Annotated in this window: 18 protein-coding genes and 1 other annotated feature; of the genes, 16 read left to right on the top strand and 2 right to left on the bottom strand. The window is 47.2% G+C overall.

All coding sequences use genetic code 11. The features are described 5' to 3' along the window. Nucleotides 1–2,103, bottom strand: coding sequence for an efflux RND transporter permease subunit (locus tag BN6465_RS06965; RefSeq protein WP_066733148.1), 2,103 nt, complete (start codon nucleotides 2,101–2,103; stop codon nucleotides 1–3). Nucleotides 2,104–2,266: 163 nt separating this feature from the next. Between BN6465_RS06965 and BN6465_RS06960 the strand changes: the two genes are divergently transcribed. From BN6465_RS06960 to iadA, 10 genes are all read left to right on the top strand, one after another. Next, on the top strand, nucleotides 2,267–2,872 hold the full coding sequence (locus tag BN6465_RS06960) for a TetR/AcrR family transcriptional regulator (RefSeq protein WP_066733146.1): 606 nt from the start codon (nucleotides 2,267–2,269) through the stop codon (nucleotides 2,870–2,872). 70 nt (nucleotides 2,873–2,942) lie between these two features. After that, nucleotides 2,943–4,328 carry a DUF6612 family protein gene (locus BN6465_RS06955; protein WP_066733144.1) on the top strand — a complete coding sequence of 462 codons (1,386 nt, stop codon included), beginning with the start codon at nucleotides 2,943–2,945 and terminating at the stop codon, nucleotides 4,326–4,328. Nucleotides 4,329–4,535: 207 nt separating this feature from the next. Beyond that, nucleotides 4,536–4,685 (top strand): 50S ribosomal protein L33, encoded by a 150-nt coding sequence (gene rpmG, locus BN6465_RS20130; RefSeq protein ID WP_074017771.1) that lies wholly within the window; start codon nucleotides 4,536–4,538, stop codon nucleotides 4,683–4,685. 22 nt (nucleotides 4,686–4,707) lie between these two features. Beyond that, nucleotides 4,708–4,911: a preprotein translocase subunit SecE gene (gene secE / locus BN6465_RS06950; protein ID WP_066733143.1), complete on the top strand. Its 204-nt coding sequence runs from the start codon at nucleotides 4,708–4,710 to the stop codon at nucleotides 4,909–4,911. A gap of 10 nt (nucleotides 4,912–4,921) precedes the next feature. Continuing rightward, the gene (gene nusG, locus BN6465_RS06945; protein ID WP_066733142.1) at nucleotides 4,922–5,437 is read left to right on the top strand and encodes a transcription termination/antitermination protein NusG; all 516 of its coding nucleotides are present in this window, start codon (nucleotides 4,922–4,924) and stop codon (nucleotides 5,435–5,437) included. Nucleotides 5,438–5,508: 71 nt separating this feature from the next. Further along, the gene (rplK, locus tag BN6465_RS06940) at nucleotides 5,509–5,937 is read left to right on the top strand and encodes a 50S ribosomal protein L11 (protein ID WP_066733140.1); all 429 of its coding nucleotides are present in this window, start codon (nucleotides 5,509–5,511) and stop codon (nucleotides 5,935–5,937) included. A 157-nt stretch (nucleotides 5,938–6,094) separates the two neighbouring features. After that, entirely contained in the window at nucleotides 6,095–6,787 is a 693-nt protein-coding gene (gene rplA / locus BN6465_RS06935; protein ID WP_066733138.1) for a 50S ribosomal protein L1, read from the top strand. Between the two features lie 82 nt (nucleotides 6,788–6,869). Beyond that, nucleotides 6,870–8,177 (top strand): hypothetical protein, encoded by a 1,308-nt coding sequence (locus BN6465_RS06930; RefSeq protein ID WP_066733136.1) that lies wholly within the window; start codon nucleotides 6,870–6,872, stop codon nucleotides 8,175–8,177. A gap of 108 nt (nucleotides 8,178–8,285) precedes the next feature. Continuing rightward, complete coding sequence (nhaC, locus tag BN6465_RS06925) at nucleotides 8,286–9,713, top strand: Na+/H+ antiporter NhaC (RefSeq protein ID WP_066733134.1); 1,428 nt, start codon at nucleotides 8,286–8,288, stop codon at nucleotides 9,711–9,713. Nucleotides 9,714–9,725: 12 nt separating this feature from the next. Continuing rightward, a complete protein-coding gene (gene iadA, locus BN6465_RS06920; protein ID WP_066733132.1) occupies nucleotides 9,726–10,871 on the top strand; it encodes a beta-aspartyl-peptidase in 1,146 nt (381 codons plus the stop codon). Nucleotides 10,872–11,173: 302 nt separating this feature from the next. Here iadA and BN6465_RS06915 read toward each other — a convergent pair whose 3' ends face one another. After that, on the bottom strand, nucleotides 11,174–12,241 hold the full coding sequence (locus BN6465_RS06915) for a DegT/DnrJ/EryC1/StrS family aminotransferase (protein ID WP_066733123.1): 1,068 nt from the start codon (nucleotides 12,239–12,241) through the stop codon (nucleotides 11,174–11,176). A gap of 154 nt (nucleotides 12,242–12,395) precedes the next feature. Here BN6465_RS06915 and BN6465_RS06910 point away from each other — a divergent pair, with 154 nt between their 5' ends. The 6 genes from BN6465_RS06910 to BN6465_RS06885 all read left to right on the top strand — a co-directional run bounded on the left by BN6465_RS06910 (nucleotide 12,396) and on the right by BN6465_RS06885 (nucleotide 24,863). Beyond that, nucleotides 12,396–13,160 (top strand): creatininase family protein, encoded by a 765-nt coding sequence (locus tag BN6465_RS06910; RefSeq protein ID WP_066733119.1) that lies wholly within the window; start codon nucleotides 12,396–12,398, stop codon nucleotides 13,158–13,160. Between the two features lie 50 nt (nucleotides 13,161–13,210). Continuing rightward, nucleotides 13,211–13,346, top strand: a sequence feature (ribosomal protein L10 leader region). Nucleotides 13,347–13,484: 138 nt separating this feature from the next. Next, nucleotides 13,485–14,036: a 50S ribosomal protein L10 gene (gene rplJ, locus BN6465_RS06905; protein WP_066733112.1), complete on the top strand. Its 552-nt coding sequence runs from the start codon at nucleotides 13,485–13,487 to the stop codon at nucleotides 14,034–14,036. Between the two features lie 119 nt (nucleotides 14,037–14,155). Further along, nucleotides 14,156–14,533 (top strand): 50S ribosomal protein L7/L12, encoded by a 378-nt coding sequence (gene rplL, locus BN6465_RS06900; RefSeq protein ID WP_066733104.1) that lies wholly within the window; start codon nucleotides 14,156–14,158, stop codon nucleotides 14,531–14,533. A 294-nt stretch (nucleotides 14,534–14,827) separates the two neighbouring features. Then, entirely contained in the window at nucleotides 14,828–18,700 is a 3,873-nt protein-coding gene (rpoB, locus tag BN6465_RS06895) for a DNA-directed RNA polymerase subunit beta (protein WP_066733102.1), read from the top strand. 13 nt (nucleotides 18,701–18,713) lie between these two features. Continuing rightward, the gene (gene rpoC, locus BN6465_RS06890) at nucleotides 18,714–22,424 is read left to right on the top strand and encodes a DNA-directed RNA polymerase subunit beta' (RefSeq protein ID WP_066733101.1); all 3,711 of its coding nucleotides are present in this window, start codon (nucleotides 18,714–18,716) and stop codon (nucleotides 22,422–22,424) included. Nucleotides 22,425–22,592: 168 nt separating this feature from the next. Beyond that, nucleotides 22,593–24,863: a beta-L-arabinofuranosidase domain-containing protein gene (locus BN6465_RS06885; protein WP_066733099.1), complete on the top strand. Its 2,271-nt coding sequence runs from the start codon at nucleotides 22,593–22,595 to the stop codon at nucleotides 24,861–24,863. The last annotated feature ends 1 nt before the right edge of the window (nucleotide 24,864 follow it).

Here is a 24,864-nt window from a genome sequence, read left to right as displayed (position 1 = left end):
CTAGGAATTTGCATTTGCCTGTAAGGCAGCATGTTTCAGTTTTAATTTCATACCCATTGTCGTAGCGCAGATGACCTTATCAAAGACCATCAGCATAGACGGAAGGATAAAGATAACGGTGACCATACTGATAATTGCCCCTCGTGCCATCAAGGTGCAGAGGGCAGATATCATATCAATATCGGAGTAAAGCCCCACGCCGAAGGTGGCTGCGAAGAAGCCCAGCGCGGAGACGATGACCGAAGAGATAGAGGTGGAAAGCGCAATCTGGATAGATTCTTGTTTAGATTTGCCTTTTCCACGCTCCTTTTTGTATCTAGTCGTCATCAGGATGGCATAGTCCACTGTGGCGCCCAACTGGATCGTGCCGATTACGATTGAGGCGATAAACGGCATTTTCACACCGGTGTAGAATGGAATCCCCAGATTGATAAAAATAGCGAATTCAATCACCGACACCAGAATGACCGGGAGGGCGAAGGACTTGAAGACTATGGCTATAATCAGGAAGATCGCGATGATGGAGATCGCGCTTACGACCTTGAAATCCTTGTCGGTAATGGTAATCAAATCCTTTGTACATGGAGCTTCCCCAATCAGCATGGCAGAGGAATCATATTTTTTGATAATCTTATTCAGCTCGGTACATTGTTTGTTGACTTGATCCGTGGCGACCTTGTATTCGGACTGGACAAGTATGAGCTGCCAGTCTCCCTTCTGGAGTGCTTCTGTGACCTCGCCGGGTATCATATCTCTGGGAATGGCAGAGCCTAGAAGACTGTCCAGACCGAGCGCGAACTTGACGCCCTTCACATCCTGCATCTCTGCCAGCATTGCTTTGGCGTCTTTAGAGGAAAGGGAAGCGTCTGCGAGTACCATGTGAGTGGCATTCATATCAAACTCTTGGGAGAGCTTGTCGTTGGCCTTGATGCTGTCCAGCGTCTTGGGCAGGGTGGCATCAAGGTTATAGTAGACCTGCGCGTGGCTATAGCCCCAGAGTGCAGGGAAAAGTATGATTAAAAATGCCGCTACGAATATTTTAAAATGCTTTGTGATGAAGCGTGCCGGCTTCTCCATGGAAGGCATGACCGACCGATGAGTAGTCTTCTGTATGGCCTTATCAAACACTAATATGAAGGAGGGGAGAATGGTGACACAGCTCAGGACACCGAATACAACCCCCTTGGCCATTACAATTCCTAAATCCTTGCCAAGCGTAAAGCTCATGAAGCAAAGTGCGATAAAGCCGGCTACCGTTGTAATCGAGCTGCCTACGACAGAGGAAAACGTGTTCGAAATGGCGTGTGCCATTGCGCGCTCCTTCTCACCGGGGAACCGCTGTTGATTTTCCTGATAGCTGTGCCAGAGGAAAATGGAATAATCCATCGTCACACCGAGCTGAAGTACCGCGCTGAGCGCCTTGGTAATATAGGAAATCTCCCCCAGAAAATAATTGCTTCCCATATTGTAGATGATTGCCATGCCGATACTCAGCATAAAGAAAACGGGAAGTATCCAGCAGTCCATAAATATAGAAAGGACGATGCAGGTAAGGATAACGGCAATCAGTACATAGACTGGGGTTTCCTTCTCGGAGAGTGCCTTGATATCGGTTACCACTGCGGACATACTGCTCAGATAACATTGCTTGTTTGTAATCTGCCGTATCTCGGTGATGGCATCCATGGTGCTGTCGGCGGAAGTCGTGTCATCGAAGAAGATTGCCATCAAGGTGGCGTTGTCTGTGTTGAAGACTTCTTTCAGCTTATCCGGGAGCATATTGATAGGAAGCGAAGTATCTGCCAGAGAGTCATACCAGATGACCTCCGCTACACCGTCCACCCCTTCTATTTTCTTTTTGACATCGGATACTTCCTTTGTATTCATGCCTTCTACAACCTCCATTGCGAAAGCACCTTTTCCGAAGTCTTTCATCAGAATATCCTGCCCCTTCATCGTCTCGATGTTGTCAGGAAGATAATATAAAATATCGTAATTTACTCTGGTCTTAAAATATCCCAGAGCTGAGGGAATCAAGAGCAGAAATCCGAGAATTAGAATTACCACCCTGTATTTCACTATTTTTTTCCCTATTTTAACCATGGTGTTTCCTCCTTTTCAGAATAATGACCAGAAGTCATTCTATGATGCTAAAAGTACTATAGCTCAAAAATGACTAAAAGTCAATAAAATCTAGCAAAAAGTTGACTTTTAGTCAGACGGTAATTATAATGTAAGAAAACCAAGTCGAAAAGAGGAACGAATTATGGGGAAAATAAAAGAAAATAAACAGCAGAAGTTAGACGCCTTGTTCCAGAGCGCATACGAACTGTTTTTGGGACAGGGGATCGCCAAGACGTCCATAGATGATATTGTCAGAATGGCGGGGGTGGCCAAGGGGACGTTCTATCTTTATTTTAAAGACAAGTATGAAATCAGAGATCGGCTGATTGCCCGCACCGCAGGCAGGCTCTTTACGGCGGCATACGCGGAACTTTTGAAAGCGGATATTCCTGTGTTTGAGGATAAAGTCATATTTTTGGTGGACTATATTTTAGATGAGATGCAGAAGAATAAACAGATATTGCGGTTTATTTCCAAAAATCTGAGCTGGGGGATGTTCCGTCAGGCGATTACAGAAAACGAGGATGGGGAAAGCCAGAACGTGATGGAGCTGTACAATGTTATGGTGGAAGAGAACCCTGAAGTGAAGCTTCGGGCGCCAAACACAATGATGTTCCTTATTATCGAACTGGCCAGCGCCACCTCCTTCAGCACCATTCTTGAAAATGACCCTATCAGTTATGAGGAGTTAAAACCATATTTGAATGACAGTATTCGGGCGATTATTCGTAATCATATAGCGGAATAGGTAGAGTGCTTGTTTTCTCCACAGAAGTATGAGATAATTTTAACAAATCACTTATGAGGAGGGAACATATATGAAAAAGAATTGGAAGAAGCTTACGGCTGTGGCCCTGATTATTGTTTTGACAATGCTTATGACGGCCGGATGCAAGAAGAAAGCTACACCAGAGAACCTTTTCGGCGATATGAAGAAGAATATGAAAGAAGTAGAATCTTTTGGGGCTAACATTAAGGCATCCGTTGCCATGGCGGATGCTTCAGATGCGATTTCTGCTGAGGTTGATTTGAACATTGAGACAGTCTTGAAGCAGGAAGCGGCGCATGTGGAAGGCAGCATCAAGATGAACATGAGCGGTACGGATGTGAGCACAGAACTGGAAATGTATCAGGTGAAGGAAAAGAAAGAGAACATCACCTATGTAAACGTTATGAACCAATGGGCGAAGACGTCCAGCGAGGACGACGGAGAGATAGCGGATTTAGAAGCTATCAATGACTTGGAAGACATGGCGGGTGCGTTTTCACTGGAGAAAGAGCTGAGCGAAGTCGAGGGAAAGAAGTGTTTCCGCCTCACCGCCGAGCTTAAGGGCGAGGAGTTAGAATCTATATTCAATCAGGATCTGCTGGATATGACAGGAATGGGCGAGCTGGTTGATGTGGACAAGCTGAAGGAATCTAAAATACCATGTACCATCGATATATATAAGGAAAAGATTCTTCCTGCCCGCATCCATATAGACATGGGCGGTGTGATGGAGAAGCTGCTTGAGGACAGCGCAAAGGTGCCGGACACAATTGAATACTATGTGGAAATGACCTACAAAGATTTTGGAGGCATAAAAGAAATCAAGGTACCGAAAGAAGTGGAAGAGACAGCGGTAGAGTCGGACGGAGACTTAGAAGATCTGGAGAGTAAGGGCGGAGATACTCCAAAGATAGCAAAGGCTGAACCGAGTTCTGAGTTGGGCGGAAAGTGGGACAGTTATACAGTCCAGATCAATGATAAAGTAGTGACACTGCCTTGTGAGATCGCCGACTTGGAGGCGGCGGGTCTTGCTATGGACACGGATTATACTCCGAAGGATTATGTGGTAAATGCGGAAGAATACGAGATTGTCTATTTTATGGATGAGAATGGAAACGAAATCATGGTGGATATGGTCAACGGTGACGATAAGGCGAAAAGTGTTGCCGAATGTGTCGTGGGCAGTATCTCTGTGACGGACTATGATTTGGAAGAAGGCGGCCTTGCCATCGTATTCCCCGGCGGGATTCAGATGGGCAGCGCGCTGGATGAAGTGCTTGCGGCTTACGGGGAGACGGATGACGTCTACGAAGGAGACAGCATGCACATGTATACATGGTACGATAAAGAGTCTTATACGAAATACTGTGAGATTGATTTTGCACCGGAGACGAGTAACGTAATCTCCATGACTCTGAAGGCTTACGATTTATAAAAAGAGCGGGCAGAATCCCGAGAATATAGGTGGACAGAGGCATCGCGGGGTGCCTCTGTTTTAAAGAAAGTCCTTGACTTTACAATCGCCGTATGATACACTATCCTAGCGAATGGAAGTATAGGTCTTTTTTTTATGCCTATTTTTAGACAGCCTCGCAAGCTGTCATGTAACTGAAAAAAAGAACATAAAAGCGAGGTGGAAGTTGTGCGTACAAGAATTACACTGGAATGTACAGAGTGCAAGCATCGTAACTACAACATGACAAAGGATAAGAAAACTCATCCTGAGCGCATGGAAACGAAGAAATACTGTAGATTCTGCAAATCACACACATTGCACAAAGAAACGAAATAGTCGTTGAAGGGAAGTGAATGTTATGGGAGATTCTTCTAAGGAAAAGGCTCAGAAGACACCTTTTTTCAAAGGATTGAAAGCTGAGTTCAACAAGATTATCTGGCCTGACAGGATTACACTTGCCAAACAGACAACGGCAGTCGTAGTTGTTTCTGTTATTTTAGGAGCGATTATCGCGGTGGCGGATATTATCGTGAAATACGGAATCGATTTATTAGTGAGGTAAAGGTGATTTTATGGCAGAAGCAAAATGGTATGTAGTTCATACTTATTCTGGGTATGAGAACAAAGTAAAAGCCAATATTGACAAGACAATTGAGAACCGTCATCTGGAAGAAGAGATCTTAGAGGTCCGGGTTCCGATGCAGGAGGTTGTCGAATTAAAGAACGGCGTACAGAAAGCTTCACAAAAGAAAATGTTTCCGGGCTATGTATTGATTCATATGATTATGAACGATGATACATGGTATGTCGTAAGGAATACAAGAGGTGTTACCGGATTCGTGGGCCCCGGTTCTAAACCGGTTCCGCTTACAGAAGAAGAGATGGCACCGCTTGGAATTCAGAAAGAGAATATTGTTGTGGAGTTTGCCGAGGGCGATACTGTTACGGTTATTGCCGGAGCATGGGAAGGCACTGTCGGAGTTGTACAGGCCATCAATCTGCCAAAACAAAGTCTCACCATCAATGTTGAGCTTTTCGGCCGCGAAACGCCGGTAGAAATCAGTTTCGCAGAAGTCAAAAAAATGTAACTGTTATGAAGAGATCATAACGAACACGTGGGAGGGAAATCCCCGCAAATACCACAAGGAGGTACTTTAAAATGGCAAAAAAAGTTTCAGGTTATATCAAATTACAGATTCCAGCCGGAAAGGCTACTCCGGCACCACCGGTTGGTCCGGCTCTTGGACAGCACGGTGTCAATATCGTTGAATTTACTAAGCAGTTCAATGCAAAGACAGCAGATCAGGGAGATTTGATCATTCCTGTTGTTATCACAGTTTACAGTGACAGAAGTTTTAGTTTCATTACTAAGACACCACCGGCTGCAGTTCTTATCAAAAAGGCTTGCAACATCAAGTCAGGTTCTGGTGTTCCGAACAAGACAAAGGTTGCAAAAATCACAAAAGCTCAGGTAAAAGAAATCGCAGAGCTTAAGATGCCAGACTTGAATGCAGCTTCTGTAGAAGCAGCTATCAGCATGATCGAAGGAACATGCAGAAGTATGGGTGTAACAGTCACAGAGGAATAGAGTACTTGACGAGGTCCTTTCGAGTCTAGTACGAATTCCGTTACCGAGACTAAGCGAGGTACTTTCGAGCGCTAAGTCGAGTGTAACTACCTTATTAAACTGTAAATTTGTAAACGTGGGAGGGAATTCCCGTAATCACCACTAGGAGGTATTTAGAATGAAAAGAGGAAAGAAATATGTAGAGGCTGCCAAGTTAATTGACAGAACAACCCTCTATGATAAAGCAGAAGCAATTGAATTAGTTAAAAAAGCTGCAGTAGCTAAGTTTGATGAGACAATCGAAGCACACATCAGAACAGGCTGTGACGGACGTCACGCTGACCAGCAGATTCGTGGCGCAGTTGTACTGCCGCACGGAACTGGTAAAAAAGTTCGTATCTTAGTTTTCGCTAAGGATGCAAAGGCAGAAGAAGCAAAGGCAGCCGGAGCAGATTATGTAGGCGGAGACGAACTGATTCCGAAGATTCAGAATGAAAACTGGTTTGAATTCGACGTAGTAGTAGCTACACCGGATATGATGGGTGTTGTTGGACGTCTCGGACGTGTACTTGGACCAAAAGGTTTAATGCCGAACCCGAAGGCTGGTACTGTAACAATGGATGTTACTAAAGCTATCAACGATATCAAGGCTGGTAAGATTGAATACAGATTGGATAAGACAAACATTATCCATGTGCCATTAGGAAAAGCTTCTTTCACAGAAGAACAGTTAGCGGACAACTTCCAGACGCTTATCGATGCAATCATGAAAGCAAAACCGGCAGCAGTAAAAGGTCAGTACCTTAAGAGCGTGACCCTTACTTCTACCATGGGACCTGGCGTAAAGCTTAACCCAATGAAGCTTGTTTAATCATTGTATTGAGAATAATATAAAAAACTCCCGGACTTCTCCGGGAGTTTTTGCTATAGTAAACGAGTAGGAGGGTCGTCATATGAAAGCAGCGGTAATATGTCCTAAAACATTTATGCCGAAGATGGAACATTTGATTCCTGAATTCGATACAATTCATTTTGAATTTTTATTGTACGATGAATATGAAGAAGTTGCAGACATTGTCAAGAACAGGCAGAGGCAATTTGACGGCCTCTTGTTCTCAGGCTTGATATCGTATTACATCGCCAAGGATTATCTGGACGCGGATACCTTATATGAAATCCTGCCGCGCTATGAGGGGGAAGTTATGTCCGTTCTGCTGAAAAGCAGCCTGCTGGGGTACAATGTAGAGCGGGTGAGCTTTGACACATATTCCCGTAAAACTGTGCAGGAGGCGCTGCGGGAGGTTGGTATTTTCAAAGAACTCGATGAGATTATTGGGATGAAAGAAGCGTATGACGACTATCAGAGCAACCGCATGATTTATCATTTTCATAGAAACGCATTTTTGGAGAAGCGTGCGGATGTGTGCGTGACCACTCATAATGAAGTGGCAAGGCTGCTCGAGAAGGATGGAATCCCTTGTATCAAAAGTGAGCGGACTTATGAGACGGTGCGCTCAGCGGTGCGGCGTCTGGAGCAGCGGTATCTGGATGTCCACAATACGCCTAAGGATATAGCCGTATTATGCCTGAAGATGCCGGAAGAAAAATCAATAGGAAATCTTGCAAATTATGAGTATCAATATCTTGTGGACCGGATGAAGGTGATGGAGCAAGTCTATCTGTTTGCCCAGCAGATAGAGGCGGCTGTCGTGGAGGGCAGCAATCGCAATGTATATCTTTTTACAACAAAAAAGGTGCTTGTGGAAGTGACGAAGCACTATACGAATCTATTGTTCTTGGAACAGTTAAAGAATAAAATTTTCTGTCGGATTGCCGTGGGTATTGGATATGGAAGCACGATGTTCGAAGCGAAGCAAAATGCTCTTTCTGCGATTCAATATTCTGTGCAGTATGACCGCAGTGTTATTTTTATCGCGTATGGGGAGGGCAAGACGGCGGGGCCGATTGAGACGAATAAGAGCAAGGCGGCAACTACGCTGCTGGCGGAGGAAAAGCTGGAAGAAATATCGGCAGACAGCGGCGTGAGCATGCGTTATCTGCTGAAAATCAAGGGGATGATGGAGGCATATAAGAAAGACACCTTCACCTCGAAGGAGCTGGCGGAATACTGCGGTGTGTCCGTCCGAAATATGGACCGGGTGATCGAGAAGCTGATGAGCAGTGGATATGCCTGTATTTCGGGGATGAGAAATCAGGCGGAGACGGGAAGGCCCAGCAGAATTTTGATATTCTACCTTTAAGACAAAGGCGATTGTGCAATTTATATAGTTTTGGACAACTTAAAGATATTTTATAGGCACTTATTTTTCTTTATAATCTAAATATATTCTACATGAGGAGGAAGAAAAATGAGTAAAGTTCATGAAAAGAAAGAGCGGGTAAAGAGAAAACCTACCACGGCACAAGCATTGTTTCCTATAGTGTTCATGTTTGTGATTCTTGCGGTGGGATACGGGTATCTGGGATTAAAGACAGAATTTTTGATGATTCTGGCAGCGCTTGTCGCTGGAGTTATGGCTTACTATCTGGGATTTGACTGGAAAGAAATGCTGGATGCCATCATTGAGAAGATCGGCAGCGCCATGCCTGCGACCTTGATTTTATGGTCGGTCGGCCTGTTGATAGGTGGATTGATGTTCTGCGGTGCGGTACCTATGATTATTTATTATGGTGTACAGATTGTGAATCCTAAATTTATGTTGGTAACGGCGTTCTTTGCATCGGCGCTTTTGTCGCTTGTGACCGGAACATCATGGGGAGCGGCCGGAACAATCGGAGTTGCTATGATGGGCATCGCCGGCGGCCTTGGCGTATCTCTTCCGGCTACCGCGGGAGCTGTCGTATCAGGAGCGTTCTTTGGGGATAAACTCTCACCGCTGTCTGATACAACCAATCTTGCACCTATGGCGGCAGGAAGTGAATTGTATGAACATATTGCACATATGCTCTATACGACCGTTCCGGCTACAGTCATCGCCTTGATAGTGTATTTCTTTGCGGGGCTTAAAGTCAGCGGATCTTTGGTAACTCCGGAGAGCGTTGAGGTCATGATGACCCAGCTTGATTCTATGTTCAATTTCAATCCGGTCATTCTTCTGCCTTTCGTTCTTGTAATCGCAGGTTCTTTTTTGAAATGGCCGACGATACCGACGATGGTAATTTCCAGCTTTCTGTGTGTGATACTTGGCATTGTAGTGCAGGGATTTTCGCTGGTAAATGGAGTGGCGTCTCTGATTTCCGGATTTGATTTGAGTATGACTGGCTTTGTAGGCGAGGCTTCCGAAGAAGTTATCAAGCTGATTAACCGTGGCGGTGTAAACTCGGTGACGGGAACGACCGTGTTGATTTTCTGCGCGATGGGATTTGCAGGGATTGTCAGTGTATCAGGAATGCTTGATAAAGTTCTGGATCTGCTTTTGAAGAAAGTGAAGTCAGTGGCCGGTCTTGTAGGCTCTACGATTGCAGCCTGCTTTACGGTCGCACTCACGACGGGAAGTTCTTACCTGACTATCCTCGTGCCAGGCGAATTGTTCAAGGATGCGTATGCCAAGAGGGGGCTGGCTGCGAAAAACCTTTCGAGAACACTAGAAGACTCTGGTACCGTGCTCGTTCCACTTGTGCCGTGGTCTGCGGCGGGAGCGTATATGGCGGTGACTTTGGGGGTAGACACACTTTCGTATCTTCCATGGGCAATCATGAATTATACCGGCATAATCATGGCTATTATCCTTGCCATTACCGGTATCGGAATCACAAAAATAAAACCAGAAGAATAGAGGGATTATGGTATGTTGATGATTAAAAATGCAGAGGTTTACGCGCCGGAATATAAGGGGCGGAAGGATGTGCTTATCTGCGGCGGTAAAATAGAATGGATGGAGGAGCATATACCGGATATGCCCGGTCACTGCCGTGTGATCGACGGGGAAGGACTCGTGCTCGCGCCGGGGCTAATTGACAATCATGTGCATGTCACCGGAGGAGGCGGCGAGGGAAGCTTTGCCACCAGAACACCGGAGCTCCAGCTCTCCGAGCTGATTGAAAGTGGCATCACAACGGTCATGGGATTGATTGGCACCGACGGATTGACGAGAAGTGCGGAGAATCTTTATGCCAAGACGAGAGCGCTGAACGAAGAAGGCGTCACCGCTTATATGTTCACAGGCTCTTATGGACATCCGGGGCCCACGATTACCGGGGAAGCCGACAGAGATATTGTTTTTATTGATGAAGTGCTGGGACTGAAGCTTGCACTTTCGGATCACAGGGCGCCAAACGTGCCTCTCGACGAACTGATTCAGATTGCCAGCAAGGTCAGAGTGGCGGGGATGATTGGCGGAAAGGCAGGCGTTGTGATTCTGCATATGGGAGATGCCAAAAGCGGACTGCAGCCGGTATTTGCGGCGATTGAACAGACTGCTATCCCGGCAAAGGTATTCCGGCCTACTCATGTGAACCGGAATCCGGCTTTGCTGGAAGACGGATATCAATTTATCGGCATGGGCGGTTATATTGATTTGACTTGCGGAACCAAGGGGCAGCCAAATCCGGGAGACTGTGTCCTTGAGGCGAAAAAGAGAGGACTTCCTCTTGACCATATTACTTTCAGCTCTGACGGACATGGCAGCTGGTCCAATTATGCACCGGACGGAAGCCTTTTGGAAATTGGCGTGTCAGGGGTGGCGAGTATTTACAAAGAAATCAAACGCATGGTGAAAGAAGTCGGGATGGGGCTAGACGAAGCACTGCCTTACCTGACTACAAATCCTGCAAAGGCACTGAACATTTACCCACAAAAAGGATGCATCCAAGAAGGCGCAGACGCAGATATCCTCCTGCTCGATAAAGACTTGAACCTTCACACCGTGATTGCCGGAGGAAAAGTAATGATGGAAGAAGGAAAACTTTTGCGCAAAGGGACTTATGAGAAATAACGTGGGATTTTTTTGAGGATGGGACGAAGAGCCGAAAGACGGCATCCCCTGTGGCGGGTGGCCGTCTTCCGACGCTTCTGCTCGTCTCAAAAGGGAAATGCTCGGAGGATGTATGTGGAACGTAGTTACTTTAAGTAAGTATTATTATTTACTAACAAAAACTGAATTGGTTTTGATGCGAGTAGAACTACGGCATCGGGGACTGAAAAGGATGGAATAAACAGAAATACGGGAACAGAGCCTTCCGGTGACACGGCGGCTCTGTTCCCGTATTGCGTCTTATTGTCAATTGCCTTTGAGGCCTACTTCTGAGATGCGTATGCTTGGAACGCTTCTGCTACGCGGGCCATGTCTTCTAAGCTGAAGCGTTGGTCGCAGCTTATGGACATGACGTGTTCGTAGATATATTGTGCGTGTGGGTATTCCTCTATATGTATGAATGGAGGAACCGGCCAATATACTTTTGGTGGTATTTGGTTAGCCGCCAGATGTTTCATCAGTGACTCGCGGTCATCGCAGAGGAAGGGGAAGAACATAGGGCACACATCTTCCGGCAGTTCTGGGAAGATGGGGCGCACGGCAGGATTTTTGGGCAGATGCTCAAGAAGCCATGCGTAGTTTTCCCTGCGCTTTTGGACTGCGGTGTCCAGTGGATAATGCTTGATGCGGTAGAGGGAATCGGCATCCCCTTCCTGCATGTCAAAGATTTCCCGCAGCATCCATTCGGCCTTCCAGAAGGCGTCGGCGCTTTCTTTATTTAAAGTCTCGTCACCTAGCTTTTCGTATTGTTCGCGTTTTGTCAATGCTTCCTGCCGGATGCTTAAGTGCTCCATGTCGGCGGGAAGGGGTGATACCTTGAAGGTGCCGTTGCGTTTGATAGCCAGACCGCCAGAGATGACTCCCATCCATTTGCGGAGGCTGACGGCGATATAATCTGCCTCCGGGCATGCCTCGTGGGGGGAGAACGCGGTGTGAGTGGTGTCCTGCATCACGGTGACCCCGCGGGAGTGGCATCGTTTTACAAAGTCCTCATCATAGGTCGAAAAGCCATAGTAGCCGCAGATGAGGAGAAAGCTGATTTCGCCTATCAGATTTTCGTCGAATATCGGAGCCAGATGTTCATCTACATCATAATAATAAATCCGGTAACCGGCTTTTACAAAACAGCCACTTACAGTCTCGCATGTATATGCGGGCAGGTAGGCAGCTTTTTTAGGGTCGGTGAGCAGGCTGTCTTGAAGACAGAGATAGATTGCGCACCTCCCGGACATTAAATGGCGTACGTCTCCGGCGTCCGGACATACTAAGTCAATATAACCATTTTCTTCTTTTTGTAACTCTTCATACGGGAAAAAACCACCAATTTCCATAAAAATCCCTCCGTTCTTTCACTTATGGTTAAAGTATAGCACATTTGCAATAGTGCCGCAATTAAGATGTGACGGGGTTGTAGTAGAGGGGAAAGTGTTATATGATAGATAATAGAACAATTGGAGAGATGGATGTCGAAAAGGAGGCATAAATATGTATCTTGGGAAGATGACTACAGCACAGGCGAAGGAAGCATTTACAAAGGATCCGGTTATTGTGATTCCGGTAGGAAGTACGGAGCAGCACGGGGCGCAGTGTGCGCTTGGGACGGATTATTTGATTCCGGCTTATTTGGCGGAGCATATAGCGGATATGGAGGATGTGATTGTGGCACCCACGGTTCCCTATGGAGTGTGCCCGTACCACTTGAGTTTTGCGGGAAGTATTAATATTGGTTATGAAGGTCTGTATATGGTGCTGCATGGAATTATGGATTCGCTGATGCAGCACGGGGCGAGAAGGTTTGTGGTGCTGAACGGACACGGTGGAAATACGCCGTCCATAGACAGGGCTGCGCTGGAGGTCTACCACAAAGGCGGCATTTGTGCCAGCATTGACTGGTGGAGTCTGGTGGCGGAGCTGGATGAGAAGTTCAAGGGCGGCCACGGCGATATTTTAGAGACCTCTGCCATGATGGTGGTGGAACCGGAGGCTGTTCATCTGGAGCTCGGCCAGCCTATGAATCCGCAAGACCCGTCTGAGAATGTGAAGGGCAAATATATTCAGGCAGTGAGCTACCGGGGCGGAACGGTACGGCTTGTGAGAGACACAAAGGAAATTGCACCGAGCGGCTGGTTCGGGCCTTTTGATCCGAAAGACTCCACCAGAGAGCTTGGACAGGAGGCGCTGGATATTTCTGTGGAATTTATTCGCGGATTTTTAGAGGAGATGAAGGGATTCGCCTGCACGTCAAAATAAATGTACATGAAAATGTTTGAAAATGCTTGACATTCATTATCAAACATGCTAAATTATCATAGTAACTGCCGAAGACAGTAGGTGCCGTAAGGCATAAGGATGAAAACGCCTACCGAGGAAGACAAGAATCATATGATTGAATTCTTAAACCTCTATGTTCCGGCATGGAGGTTTTTTTATAACATAGGGAACTTCGTTCCCGATGCTATAAAACCCTCCGGGGGAGGCGCACTCGCGCGAAGATGTAGTATGTCGCAGACGACCGCGCTCGGCGCAAGAATGTGCCTTGGCAGTTTTAAAAATATACAAGGAGGTGCACCATTCGTGGCAAAAGTTGAATTAAAACAACCTATCGTACAGGCAATCGCAGATGATATCGTTGACGCACAGTCTATCGTGCTTGTTGACTATCGTGGCTTGACAGTGGCTCAGGATACAGAGCTTCGTAAGCAGTTAAGAGAAGCGGGTATCATTTACAAGGTCTGCAAAAACACAATGATGAAAAGAGCTTTTGAAGGAACAGATTTCGCTCAGTTAGACGAGTATCTGGAAGGACCGAGTGCAGTTGCTATTTCTAAAGATGACGCAACAGCTCCGGCAAGAATCCTCTGCAAGTTCGCTAAGACAGCAGAAGCTCTTGAGTTAAAAGCAGGTGTGGTTGAAGGCACAGTATACGATATTACGGGACTTACAGAATTATCTAAGATTCCGTCAAGAGAAGAATTACTGTCCAAGTTACTTGGAAGCTTACAGTCACCAATTACCAATCTTGCTCGTGTTCTTAATCAGATCGCAGAGCAGGGAGACGCTCCGGCAGAAGCCGCAGCAGAAGAAGCTCCTGCAGCAGAAGCTGTAGAAGAAGCACCGGCAGAGTAGAGCATTTAGTATGATGCTTTTGCGTTTAGTGCGAACCCCATCCGGACACTTGGCGAAGTGTTGTCGAGCTTAGTGTAGCGGATGACTCATCAAAAAACTTAAAAATGGAGGAAAATAAAATGGCAAAATTAACAACAGCAGAATTTATTGAAGCTATCAAAGAATTATCTGTATTAGAATTGAACGATTTAGTTAAAGCATGTGAAGAAGAATTCGGTGTATCCGCAGCAGCAGGTGTTGTAGTTGCAGCAGCAGCTGGAGACGGAGCAGCAGCAGTAGAAGAAAAAGACGAGTTCGATGTAGAATTAGTTTCTGCAGGAGCTTCTAAAGTTAAAGTAATCAAAGTTGTTCGTGAAATCACAGGACTTGGATTAAAAGAAGCTAAAGAATTAGTTGACAACGCTCCGAAGGTAGTAAAAGAAGCTGCTTCCAAGGCAGAAGCTGAAGAAATCAAAGCTAAACTTGAAGGCGAAGGCGCAGAAGTTAACCTTAAGTAATTCGGTTGAACATAAGAAGCTTAACAGAAAAAGGTATCACCCAAGTTTACTTGCGGAGATACCTTTTCTAGTTGTCGGAATAGTTTCAGAATTGTAGAGGGGGACAGGTCCCAACGCGTTGGGACCTGTCCCCTTTGAGTTCCCTTTGAAAGTTTCTGAAAAAGTCCTTGACAAGCAAAAAGCCCATGTGCTATAGTAAAAAATGCGCTATTGTGGAAAACCATGCCATAAGTGCGCCCTAAAATTAGGCGTAATAATTACCCGAAAATTTATCATATAAGGAGTGAAACGTCAATGGAGAAAAACAGAATTCGTCCCATCACAAACGGAAAAAGCATGCGAATGAGCTATTCCAGACAAAAAGAAGTACTCCAAATGCCTAACTTAATCGAAGTCCAGAAGGATTCCTACCAATGGTTTCTGGATGAGGGATTAAATGAAGTGTTTGATGATATTTCTCCGATTTCCGATTACAGCGGTCATCTGAGTTTGGAATTTGTTGATTTTACATTATGCGAAGATGAAGTGAAGTATACGATCGAAGAATGTAAAGAACGTGATGCAACATTTGCAGCACCTCTGAAAGTGAAGGTAAGGCTTCATAACAAGGAAACGGATGAGATTAATGAGCACGAAATCTTTATGGGCGACCTGCCTCTTATGACAAAGACAGGTACGTTCGTTATCAACGGAGCAGAGCGTGTTATCGTAAGCCAGCTTGTTCGTTCCCCAGGTATCTACTATGCGGTTGCGCATGACAAGATCGGTAAAGAACTGTATTCCTGTACTGTTATCCCGAACCGCGGTGCATGGCTTGAATACGAAACAGACTCCAATGACGTTTTTTATGTTCGTGTAGATAGAACTAGAAAGGTACCGATTACCGTCTTGATTCGTGCCCTCGGTGTCGGAACCAACGCGGAGATTCTCGAATTGTTCGGTGAAGAGCCGAAGATTCTTGCGAGTTTCTCCAAAGATACTGCTGAGAACTATCAGGAAGGCCTCCTTGAATTATATAAGAAGATTCGTCCGGGCGAGCCGCTTGCGGTGGACAGTGCGGAGAGCTTGATCACGAGCATGTTCTTCGACCCGAGACGTTATGATTTGGCAAAAGTAGGCCGTTATAAATTTAATAAGAAGCTTCTCCTCAGAAACCGTATTACCGGACATGTTCTTGCCGATGATGTGGTGAGCCCGCTTACAGGCGAGGTGCTTGCTGAAAAGGGCAGGGAAGTGACAAGGGAATTGGCGGATACAATTCAGAACGCTGCCGTTCCGTTTGTGTGGATTGAGAAGGAAGACGGAGAGCGTAATGTAAAGGTTCTCTCTAACATGATGGTGGACTTGAAGGCTATCGTCGATATTGAACCGAAGGAAGTCGGGGTCACAGAGCTGGTATACTATCCGGTTCTGGCAGAACTACTGGAAGATACAGCGGGAGATATCGAAGAGTTAAAAGAGGCAATCAGGAAAAATATCCATGAATTGATTCCGAAGCACATCACAAAGGAAGATATTTTCGCGTCCATCAATTACAACATGCATCTGGAGTTTGGCATCGGTAATGACGATGACATCGACCATCTGGGCAACAGACGTATCCGTGCCGTTGGCGAGCTGCTCCAGAATCAGTATAGAATCGGTCTTTCCAGATTGGAAAGAGTCGTTCGTGAAAGAATGACAACTCAGGATTTGGAAGGGATTTCACCGCAGTCACTCATCAACATCAAGCCGGTGACGGCGGCGGTGAAGGAGTTCTTCGGTTCCTCACAGCTGTCACAGTTCATGGATCAGAACAACCCGCTTGGCGAGCTGACCCACAAGAGACGTCTGTCCGCATTGGGACCAGGAGGTCTTTCCAGAGACCGTGCCGGATTTGAGGTCCGTGACGTTCATTATTCCCACTATGGAAGAATGTGTCCGATCGAGACCCCTGAAGGCCCAAACATCGGTCTGATCAACTCTCTTGCATGCTATGCAAGAATCAACGAGTACGGTTTTGTGGAAGCGCCATACCGCAAGGTCGACAAGACAGACCCGCAGAACCCGATCGTAACAGACGAAGTTGTATATATGACTGCCGACGAAGAGGATAACTACCACGTGGCACAGGCCAACGAGCCTCTGGATGATGAGGGACACTTCATCCATAAGAATGTATCCGGACGTTACCGTGAAGAGACACAGGAATACGAGAGAAAGATGTTCGACTACATGGACGTTTCTCCGAAGATGGTGTTCTCCGTTGCTACAGCGCTGATTCCTTTCTTGGAAAATGACGATGCTAACCGTGCGCTGATGGGCTCCAACATGCAGCGTCAGGCGGTTCCGCTTTTGACTACAGAAGCTCCGGTTGTCGGAACAGGTATGGAAGTCAAGGCTGCGGTAGACTCTGGCGTATGTATCGTGGCAGAGCAGGGCGGTGTCATTGAACGTTCTACTTCTACCGAGATTGTCATCAAACAGGATGATAAGACAAGAAAGACATACAAGCTTACGAAGTTCCTTCGAAGCAACCAGAGCAACTGCTACAATCAGAGACCGATTGTAGTAAAAGGCGAGCGCGTAGAAGCAGGTCAGGTAATTGCAGACGGACCGTCTACTGCCAACGGCGAGATGGCGCTCGGCAAGAACCCGCTCATCGGATTTATGACTTGGGAAGGTTATAACTACGAGGATGCGGTACTTTTAAGCGAAAGACTGGTACAGGAGGATGTCTATACTTCTGTACACATTGAAGAATACGAAGCAGAATCCCGCGACACCAAGCTAGGACCGGAAGAAATCACACGCGATATTCCGGGCGTGGGCGATGACGCGCTGAAGGATTTGGACGAAAGAGGTATTATCCGCATTGGTGCGGAAGTACGTGCAGGAGACATTCTGGTCGGCAAGGTTACCCCGAAGGGAGAGACTGAGCTGACGGCGGAGGAGCGGCTTCTCCGCGCTATTTTCGGTGAGAAGGCCCGTGAAGTAAGAGACACTTCACTGAAAGTACCTCACGGCGAATACGGTATCGTTGTGGACGCCAAGGTATTTACAAGAGAAAACGGTGATGAACTGTCACCCGGCGTGAATCAGGCAGTCCGCATCTACATTGCCCAGAAGAGAAAAATCTCCGTGGGTGACAAGATGGCCGGCCGTCATGGTAACAAGGGTGTTGTTTCCCGTGTCCTTCCGGTGGAAGATATGCCGTTCCTACCGAACGGACGTCCACTTGACATCGTACTGAACCCGCTGGGCGTGCCTTCCCGTATGAACATCGGTCAGGTACTTGAGATTCATTTAAGCCTTGCGTCAAAAGCACTTGGATTTAACATTGCGACACCGGTATTCGACGGCGCCAATGAAAATGATATTATGGACACTCTGGATTTGGCCAATGATTATGTCAATCTGGAATGGGAAGAATTTGAAGCAAAGCACGGGGCAGAACTGCTTCCGGAAGTTTTAGAATATCTGTCTGAAAACAGAGAGCACAGAAAATTGTGGAAGGGCGTACCGCTTTCCCGCGACGGAAAGGTTCGTCTAAGAGACGGACGTACTGGAGAGTTCTTCGACAGTCCGGTAACTATCGGACACATGCACTACTTGAAGCTGCATCATCTGGTAGACGATAAGATCCATGCCCGTTCTACCGGTCCTTACTCACTCGTCACACAGCAGCCACTGGGCGGTAAAGCACAGTTCGGCGGACAGCGTTTCGGTGAGATGGAGGTTTGGGCTCTGGAGGCGTACGGCGCATCTTACACACTGCAGGAAATCCTGACTGTGAAATCTGATGACGTTGTCGGACGTGTAAAGACTTACGAGGCCATTATCAAAGGCGAGAATATCCCAGAACCGGGTATTCCGGAATCCTTTAAGGTTCTTTTGAAGGAGCTCCAGTCCCTTGGTCTGGATGTACGTGTGCTACGTGAGGACAACACAGAAGTAGAGATTATGGAAAGTGTTGACTACGGCGATACGAACCTGAACCATATTATCGAAGGCGAGAGCAGAAGAGCAGACAGAGAAGAGGACTACGGCAAACACGGTTACAGCCAGCAGGAATTTGCGGACGGTGAGCTTGTTGATGTGGAGGATGAACCGGAAGACGAGGATTTCGAAGAATTTACAGAAGATTTTGAAGAATTTGACGATGATGACGATATGGACTTAGAGTAGGGAGGATGCCGATATGACAGAAACTAAAAATGAAGCAACGTATCAGCCGATGACATTTGATGCGATTAAAATTGGTCTGGCATCTCCGGAGAAAATTCTTGATTGGTCCCGTGGCGAGGTTACCAAGCCGGAGACAATCAACTACAGAACACTGAAGCCGGAAAAAGACGGTCTGTTCTGTGAGAAGATTTTCGGGCCAAGCAAAGACTGGGAATGTCATTGTGGAAAATATAAAAAGATTCGTTATAAAGGGGTAGTCTGCGACCGATGCGGCGTAGAAGTTACCAAAGCCAGTGTGCGCCGTGAACGTATGGGGCACATTGCGCTGGCGGCGCCGGTTTCCCATATCTGGTACTTTAAGGGGATTCCGAGCCGTATGGGATTGATTCTTGACTTGTCTCCGAGAACATTGGAGAAAGTATTGTACTTCGCTTCCTATATCGTTTTGGATAAGGGCGAGACTGACCTTCAGTACAAGCAGGTTCTCTCCGAGCAGGAATATCAGGATGCAAGAGAGACTTGGGGAAGCGCCTTCCGCGTCGGTATGGGTGCAGAGTCTATCATGGAACTTCTGCAGGCAATAGATTTGGATAAAGAATACGAAGAACTGCAGACCGGACTGAACGGTGCAACCGGGCAGAAGCGGGCAAGAATCGTAAAACGTCTGGAAGTAGTGGAAGCTTTCCGTGAGTCAGGAAATAAGCCGGAATGGATGATCATGACCGCAATCCCGGTTATCCCGCCGGATTTGCGTCCTATGGTTCAGCTCGACGGCGGACGTTTTGCCACCTCTGACTTGAATGATTTGTACAGAAGAATTATCAATAGAAATAACCGTTTAAAGAGACTGCTCGAACTGGGAGCGCCTGACATTATCGTGAGAAATGAAAAGAGAATGCTTCAGGAGGCTGTTGACGCTCTCATCGACAACGGCCGCCGCGGACGTCCGGTAACAGGGCCTGGTAACCGTGCGCTCAAATCTCTTTCCGATATGCTCAAGGGTAAATCAGGACGTTTCCGTCAGAACCTTCTCGGAAAGCGTGTTGACTACTCAGGACGTTCTGTTATCGTAGTAGGGCCGGAGCTTAAGATTTACCAGTGCGGCCTCCCGAAAGAGATGGCAATCGAGCTGTTCAAGCCTTTCGTTATGAAAGAGCTGGTTGCGAACGGAACTGCGCACAATATTAAAAACGCCAAGAAGATGGTAGAGAGACTTCAGCCGGAAGTATGGGATGTGCTGGAGGATGTAATCAAGGAGCATCCGGTTATGCTGAACCGTGCCCCCACACTGCATAGACTTGGAATTCAGGCGTTCGAGCCGATTCTGGTAGAAGGTAAGGCTATTAAGCTTCATCCGCTTGTATGTACCGCATACAACGCCGACTTTGACGGTGACCAGATGGCCGTGCATCTTCCGCTTTCCGTGGAAGCACAGGCAGAGTGCCGTTTCCTTCTGCTCTCTCCGAACAACCTTCTGAAGCCTTCAGACGGTGGCCCGGTGGCCGTTCCATCTCAGGATATGGTACTCGGTATCTACTACCTGACACAGGAAAGACCGGGAGCCTTGGGAGAAGGAAAGTCCTTCAAGAGTGTAAATGAAGCGATTCTTGCTTACGAAAATGGTGCAATTACGCTCCATTCGAGAATAAAAGTTCGTGTCAACAAGATGGCGCCCGACGGGGAGTGCCTGACGGGGATTGTTGAGTCCACCCTCGGACGTTTCTTGTTCAATGAGATTATTCCGCAGGATTTAGGTTTTGTCGACCGTGAGGCTGAGGGCAACGACCTCCTTCTTGAAGTGGATTTCCACGTAGGAAAGAAACAGCTGAAGCAGATTCTGGAAAAAGTTATCAATACACACGGCGCTACTGCAACTGCCGAAGTATTGGATAATGTAAAGGCTATCGGTTACAAGTACTCCACAAGAGCGGCTATGACCGTATCCATTTCCGATATGACCGTGCCTCCGCAGAAGCCGGAGCTGATCGAGAAGGCTCAGGATACAGTGGATAGAATCACGAAGAACTTCAAGCGTGGCCTTATCACAGAAGAAGAGCGTTACAAAGAAGTAGTAGAGACATGGAAGGCAACCGATGATGAGTTGACAGAGGCCCTGCTTTCCGGTCTGGATAAATATAACAACATCTTTATGATGGCTGACTCCGGAGCCCGTGGTTCTGACAAGCAGATCAAACAGCTTGCCGGTATGCGTGGTCTTATGGCCGACACGACCGGACGTACTATCGAGCTGCCGATCAAGTCAAACTTCCGTGAAGGTCTTGACGTACTGGAATACTTCATGTCTGCACATGGAGCCCGTAAAGGTCTTTCTGATACGGCCCTTCGTACTGCCGATTCAGGATACTTGACAAGACGTCTTGTAGACGTTTCTCAGGATTTGATTATCCGTGAAGTAGACTGTGGTGAAAAAGAGGGCATGATTCCGGGTATGTACGTGCATGCGTTCATGGACGGCAATGAAGAGATTGAAAGCTTACAGGAGCGTATTACAGGACGTTATTCCTGCAATACAATCTGCGACAAGGACGGAAACGTACTTGTAAAAGCAAACCATATGATTACACCGAGACGCGCGGAGCGGGTTATGAAGTTCGGTGTGGATGAAAACGGCAATTCACCGCTTAAGAAGGTGAAGATTCGTACCATTCTTACCTGTAAATCTCACATCGGTATCTGCGCAAAATGCTACGGCGCCAACATGGCTACCGGTGAGCCGGTACAGGTCGGTGAGGCGGTAGGTATTATCGCGGCACAGTCCATCGGAGAGCCGGGTACACAGCTTACCATGCGTACCTTCCATACGGGCGGTGTTGCCGGTGATGATATCACGCAGGGTCTTCCCCGTGTCGAGGAGCTCTTTGAGGCGAGAAAGCCGAAGGGACTTGCGATTATCGCGGAATTCGGCGGCGTGGCAAATATCAACGATACAAAGAAGAAACGTGAAGTCATCGTCACCAATCACGAGACCGGAGAATCAAAGGCATACCTGATTCCTTACGGTTCCAGAATTAAAGTGATGGACGGAGCGGTACTGGAGGCCGGAGACGAGCTGACAGAAGGTAGTATCAACCCGCATGACCTGTTGAAGATCAAAGGACTGCGTGCCGCGCAGGACTACATGCTTCAGGAGGTGCAGAGAGTTTACCGTCTGCAGGGTGTTGAAATCAACGATAAGCATATCGAGGTGATTGTACGCCAGATGTTGAAGAAAATCCGTATCGAAGAAAGCGGAGATACCGAGTTCCTTCCGGGCACTATGGTGGATATTCTTGATTTTGAAGACGCCAACGAAGCATTGGAGGCAGAGGGCAAAGAACCGGCTACCGGCGAGCAGGTAATGCTCGGTATCACGAAGGCCTCACTGGCTACCAACTCATTCCTTTCAGCGGCTTCCTTCCAGGAGACGACTAAGGTCCTGACAGAAGCGGCTATTAAAGGAAAGGTTGACCCGCTGATTGGCCTGAAGGAAAATGTTATCATCGGTAAATTGATTCCGGCAGGTACCGGTATGAGAAAATACCGTGATGTAAAGCTGGATACAGAAGTCGGAATGGACGACGAGATTTTGTTTGACGAATTCGACGACGAAGACGGCGAGGCAGAGGATGTTATCAATGAGAACCTGCTGTCTGAGGACGACATTAATGTGGAAACAGATGTGGAAGAAGATTCAGCTGAATTTGCCGGAATGACAGAAGAATAGTATGATACAGGGGCATAGCGCTCCATGGTATATACAATCAAGAGAACCATGCACTGGATTTTACCGGTGTATGGTTCTTTTTTGTCCTTGCCTGAACAGGAAGAATATGCTATATTCATATAAAACAATAAAAAATTCATAATTATGAACTTTTGAAAAGGAGAAGCTATGAAAAATAAGTTGACTGACAGAGAAATTGTAGAGTATGACAAAAAGAATCTATACCTAGGCAATCTGAATACGGTGGAGTTTGATTTGAAGCTGCCATTGACTGGCGAATATGGCTCCAGCATCACATGGGAGTCTAACCATGAAGGACTTTTGAAGCCGGACGGAACAGTCAGGCGGCCAGCCTTTGGTATGGGAAACCGGACGGTAGAACTTACGGCCACTTTTGCCCACGGGGAGGTATCAGAGAAAAAGGTCTACGAGGTTACAATACTTCAGGAGAAGAAAGAGCTGCGAATCCGGAAAATCTATACAGTTCACAAGCAGGTAAAGGTGAAGGAAGATTTTTATCTGCCGGAATCTATACCGGTGGAGACAGAAGACGGGGATACGATTATGCGCAGTGTGAGCTGGGAAGGCGGGCGCAGGCAGTGTCTTTCCGATGTGGGGGAGACCAGCATAAAAGGGACAGTCGAGGGGGCGCTGCAGCAGGCGGAGGCTCTCGTTGATGCTGTGGAAGTTCTGGAGACGGCCCACAGAGACAAGACACCCAGACTGCAGAGCCTTGCGGCTCCTAATCAGAAAAGCAGAGTTTTTTTGGAATCGGGAAGCGTTTTTTATGATGCGCAGGAGAGAATGCATCAAGTTCTGCTGACGACAGACGACGATCAGATGCTGTACAATTTCAGAGAGGCGGCCGGACTGGATACGAAGGATGCACCACAGATGATTGGATGGGACGCACCCGATTCCCAGTTAAGAGGACACACTACCGGACACTATTTATCCGCGCTGGCACTGTGCTACCATGCCACTGCCGACGACAAGATTCTGGAGAAAGCGCGCTATATGGTGGGAGAACTTAAAAAGTGTCAGGATGCCTTTGCCGCATCGGGGAACACGAAATACGGATTCTTAAGCGGATACTCGGAAGAGCAGTTTGACTTGCTGGAGGTCTATACTGTCTATCCCACCATTTGGGCACCCTATTATACACTGCACAAAATTTTGGCAGGTCTCTTGGACTGCTGGAGATTTGCGGGCCTAAAAGAGGCTCTTGAAATTGCGGACAAGATTGGAGATTGGACTTACAATAGACTGGCCAGACTGACAAAAGAGCAGCGGGACAAAATGTGGAGCATGTACATTGCAGGGGAGATTGGAGGAATCAATGAGAGCCTCGCTGCCCTCTATGAAGAGACCGGTAAAGCAGACCATTTGGCAGCGGCCAGAATGTTTGACAATGAAAAGCTGTTCCTGCCTATGGAGATGCAGGTCGACGCACTGAGCGGACTTCACGCCAATCAACATATCCCGCAGATTATCGGTGCAATGAAGATTTTTGAGGTCACGGGGGAAAAGAACTACTACGACATTGCCCGGTATTTTTGGGACGCCGTCACAAAGGGGCATATCTATGCCATCGGAGGTACTGGGGAGGCGGAGATGTTCCACCCCGTAAAAGAGATTGGGAGACGCTTGACAAAGAGTTCCGCGGAGAGCTGCGCATCCTACAATATGCTGAAGCTGACACAGCAGCTTTATCAATACGAACCCGATGTCAAAATGATGGACTATTATGAGAGGACGGTGCTGAATCACACGGTGGCGTCGACGGATAAAGCGGTAACAGGAGCCAACACCTATTTTATGCCTCTTGCGCCGGGAAGCAGCAAGGAGTTCGACGACGAGAATTCATGCTGCCATGGAACCGGGTTGGAGAGCCAGTCTAAATATATCGATTCCATTTATTACAGAGAAGATGACGTACTGTATGTCAATCTGTTTATCCCTTCGAAGCTGGAATGGGAAGAAAAAGGAATCTGCGCGGAGCTTCAAACAGAGATGAAGAATCCGGGCAAGGTCTCTCTTGCCGTTTGGCCTATGGAAGCCAAGGCTATGGGAGATACCGTGATACGGGTGCGCAGACCGTCATGGAATGCAGACGAGTACCATGTTTTCGTGAATGGAAAACCAAGCCTTACATATGCGGAAGAAGACGGGTATATCCAAATCACGCTGGAGGCAGGCGGGGAGAAGCAGCAGATTGATATAGAATTCAGCTGCAATTTCCACATTGAGGCCACACCGGACTGCCCGGATATCGTGTCCGTATTTTACGGACCCTATATACTTGCGGCGCTGTCGGAAGAAGAGGAGATGATGGAACTGCCGGACGAAGAAAAACTTAGTGGAATGGAGTGGGTTCCGTTCTGCTGTGTGGACAAGGAAAGTTATCATTTGTATTTCAAGAAAAATGAAAGGCGGTAAG

The sequence above is a fragment of the Bariatricus massiliensis genome (assembly GCF_900086725.1).
GTDB lineage: Bacteria > Bacillota > Clostridia > Lachnospirales > Lachnospiraceae > Allocoprococcus > Allocoprococcus massiliensis.
The sequence above is the reverse complement of the archived record's forward strand: the minus strand, read 5'-3'. Positions and strand labels throughout refer to the sequence as shown.

What these genes read in the sequence shown, in the direction of transcription:
- BN6465_RS06965 (WP_066733148.1), bottom strand. Translation starts at nt 2,103, where the DNA reads ATGGTTAAAATAGGGAAAAAAATAGTGAAATACAGGGTGGTAATTCTA.
- BN6465_RS06960 (WP_066733146.1), top strand. Translation starts at nt 2,267, where the DNA reads ATGGGGAAAATAAAAGAAAATAAACAGCAGAAGTTAGACGCCTTGTTC.
- BN6465_RS06955 (WP_066733144.1), top strand. Translation starts at nt 2,943, where the DNA reads ATGAAAAAGAATTGGAAGAAGCTTACGGCTGTGGCCCTGATTATTGTT.
- secE (WP_066733143.1), top strand. Translation starts at nt 4,708, where the DNA reads ATGGGAGATTCTTCTAAGGAAAAGGCTCAGAAGACACCTTTTTTCAAA.
- nusG (WP_066733142.1), top strand. Translation starts at nt 4,922, where the DNA reads ATGGCAGAAGCAAAATGGTATGTAGTTCATACTTATTCTGGGTATGAG.
- rplK (WP_066733140.1), top strand. Translation starts at nt 5,509, where the DNA reads ATGGCAAAAAAAGTTTCAGGTTATATCAAATTACAGATTCCAGCCGGA.
- rplA (WP_066733138.1), top strand. Translation starts at nt 6,095, where the DNA reads ATGAAAAGAGGAAAGAAATATGTAGAGGCTGCCAAGTTAATTGACAGA.
- BN6465_RS06930 (WP_066733136.1), top strand. Translation starts at nt 6,870, where the DNA reads ATGAAAGCAGCGGTAATATGTCCTAAAACATTTATGCCGAAGATGGAA.
- nhaC (WP_066733134.1), top strand. Translation starts at nt 8,286, where the DNA reads ATGAGTAAAGTTCATGAAAAGAAAGAGCGGGTAAAGAGAAAACCTACC.
- iadA (WP_066733132.1), top strand. Translation starts at nt 9,726, where the DNA reads ATGTTGATGATTAAAAATGCAGAGGTTTACGCGCCGGAATATAAGGGG.
- BN6465_RS06915 (WP_066733123.1), bottom strand. Translation starts at nt 12,241, where the DNA reads ATGGAAATTGGTGGTTTTTTCCCGTATGAAGAGTTACAAAAAGAAGAA.
- BN6465_RS06910 (WP_066733119.1), top strand. Translation starts at nt 12,396, where the DNA reads ATGTATCTTGGGAAGATGACTACAGCACAGGCGAAGGAAGCATTTACA.
- rplL (WP_066733104.1), top strand. Translation starts at nt 14,156, where the DNA reads ATGGCAAAATTAACAACAGCAGAATTTATTGAAGCTATCAAAGAATTA.
- rpoB (WP_066733102.1), top strand. Translation starts at nt 14,828, where the DNA reads ATGGAGAAAAACAGAATTCGTCCCATCACAAACGGAAAAAGCATGCGA.
- rpoC (WP_066733101.1), top strand. Translation starts at nt 18,714, where the DNA reads ATGACAGAAACTAAAAATGAAGCAACGTATCAGCCGATGACATTTGAT.
- BN6465_RS06885 (WP_066733099.1), top strand. Translation starts at nt 22,593, where the DNA reads ATGAAAAATAAGTTGACTGACAGAGAAATTGTAGAGTATGACAAAAAG.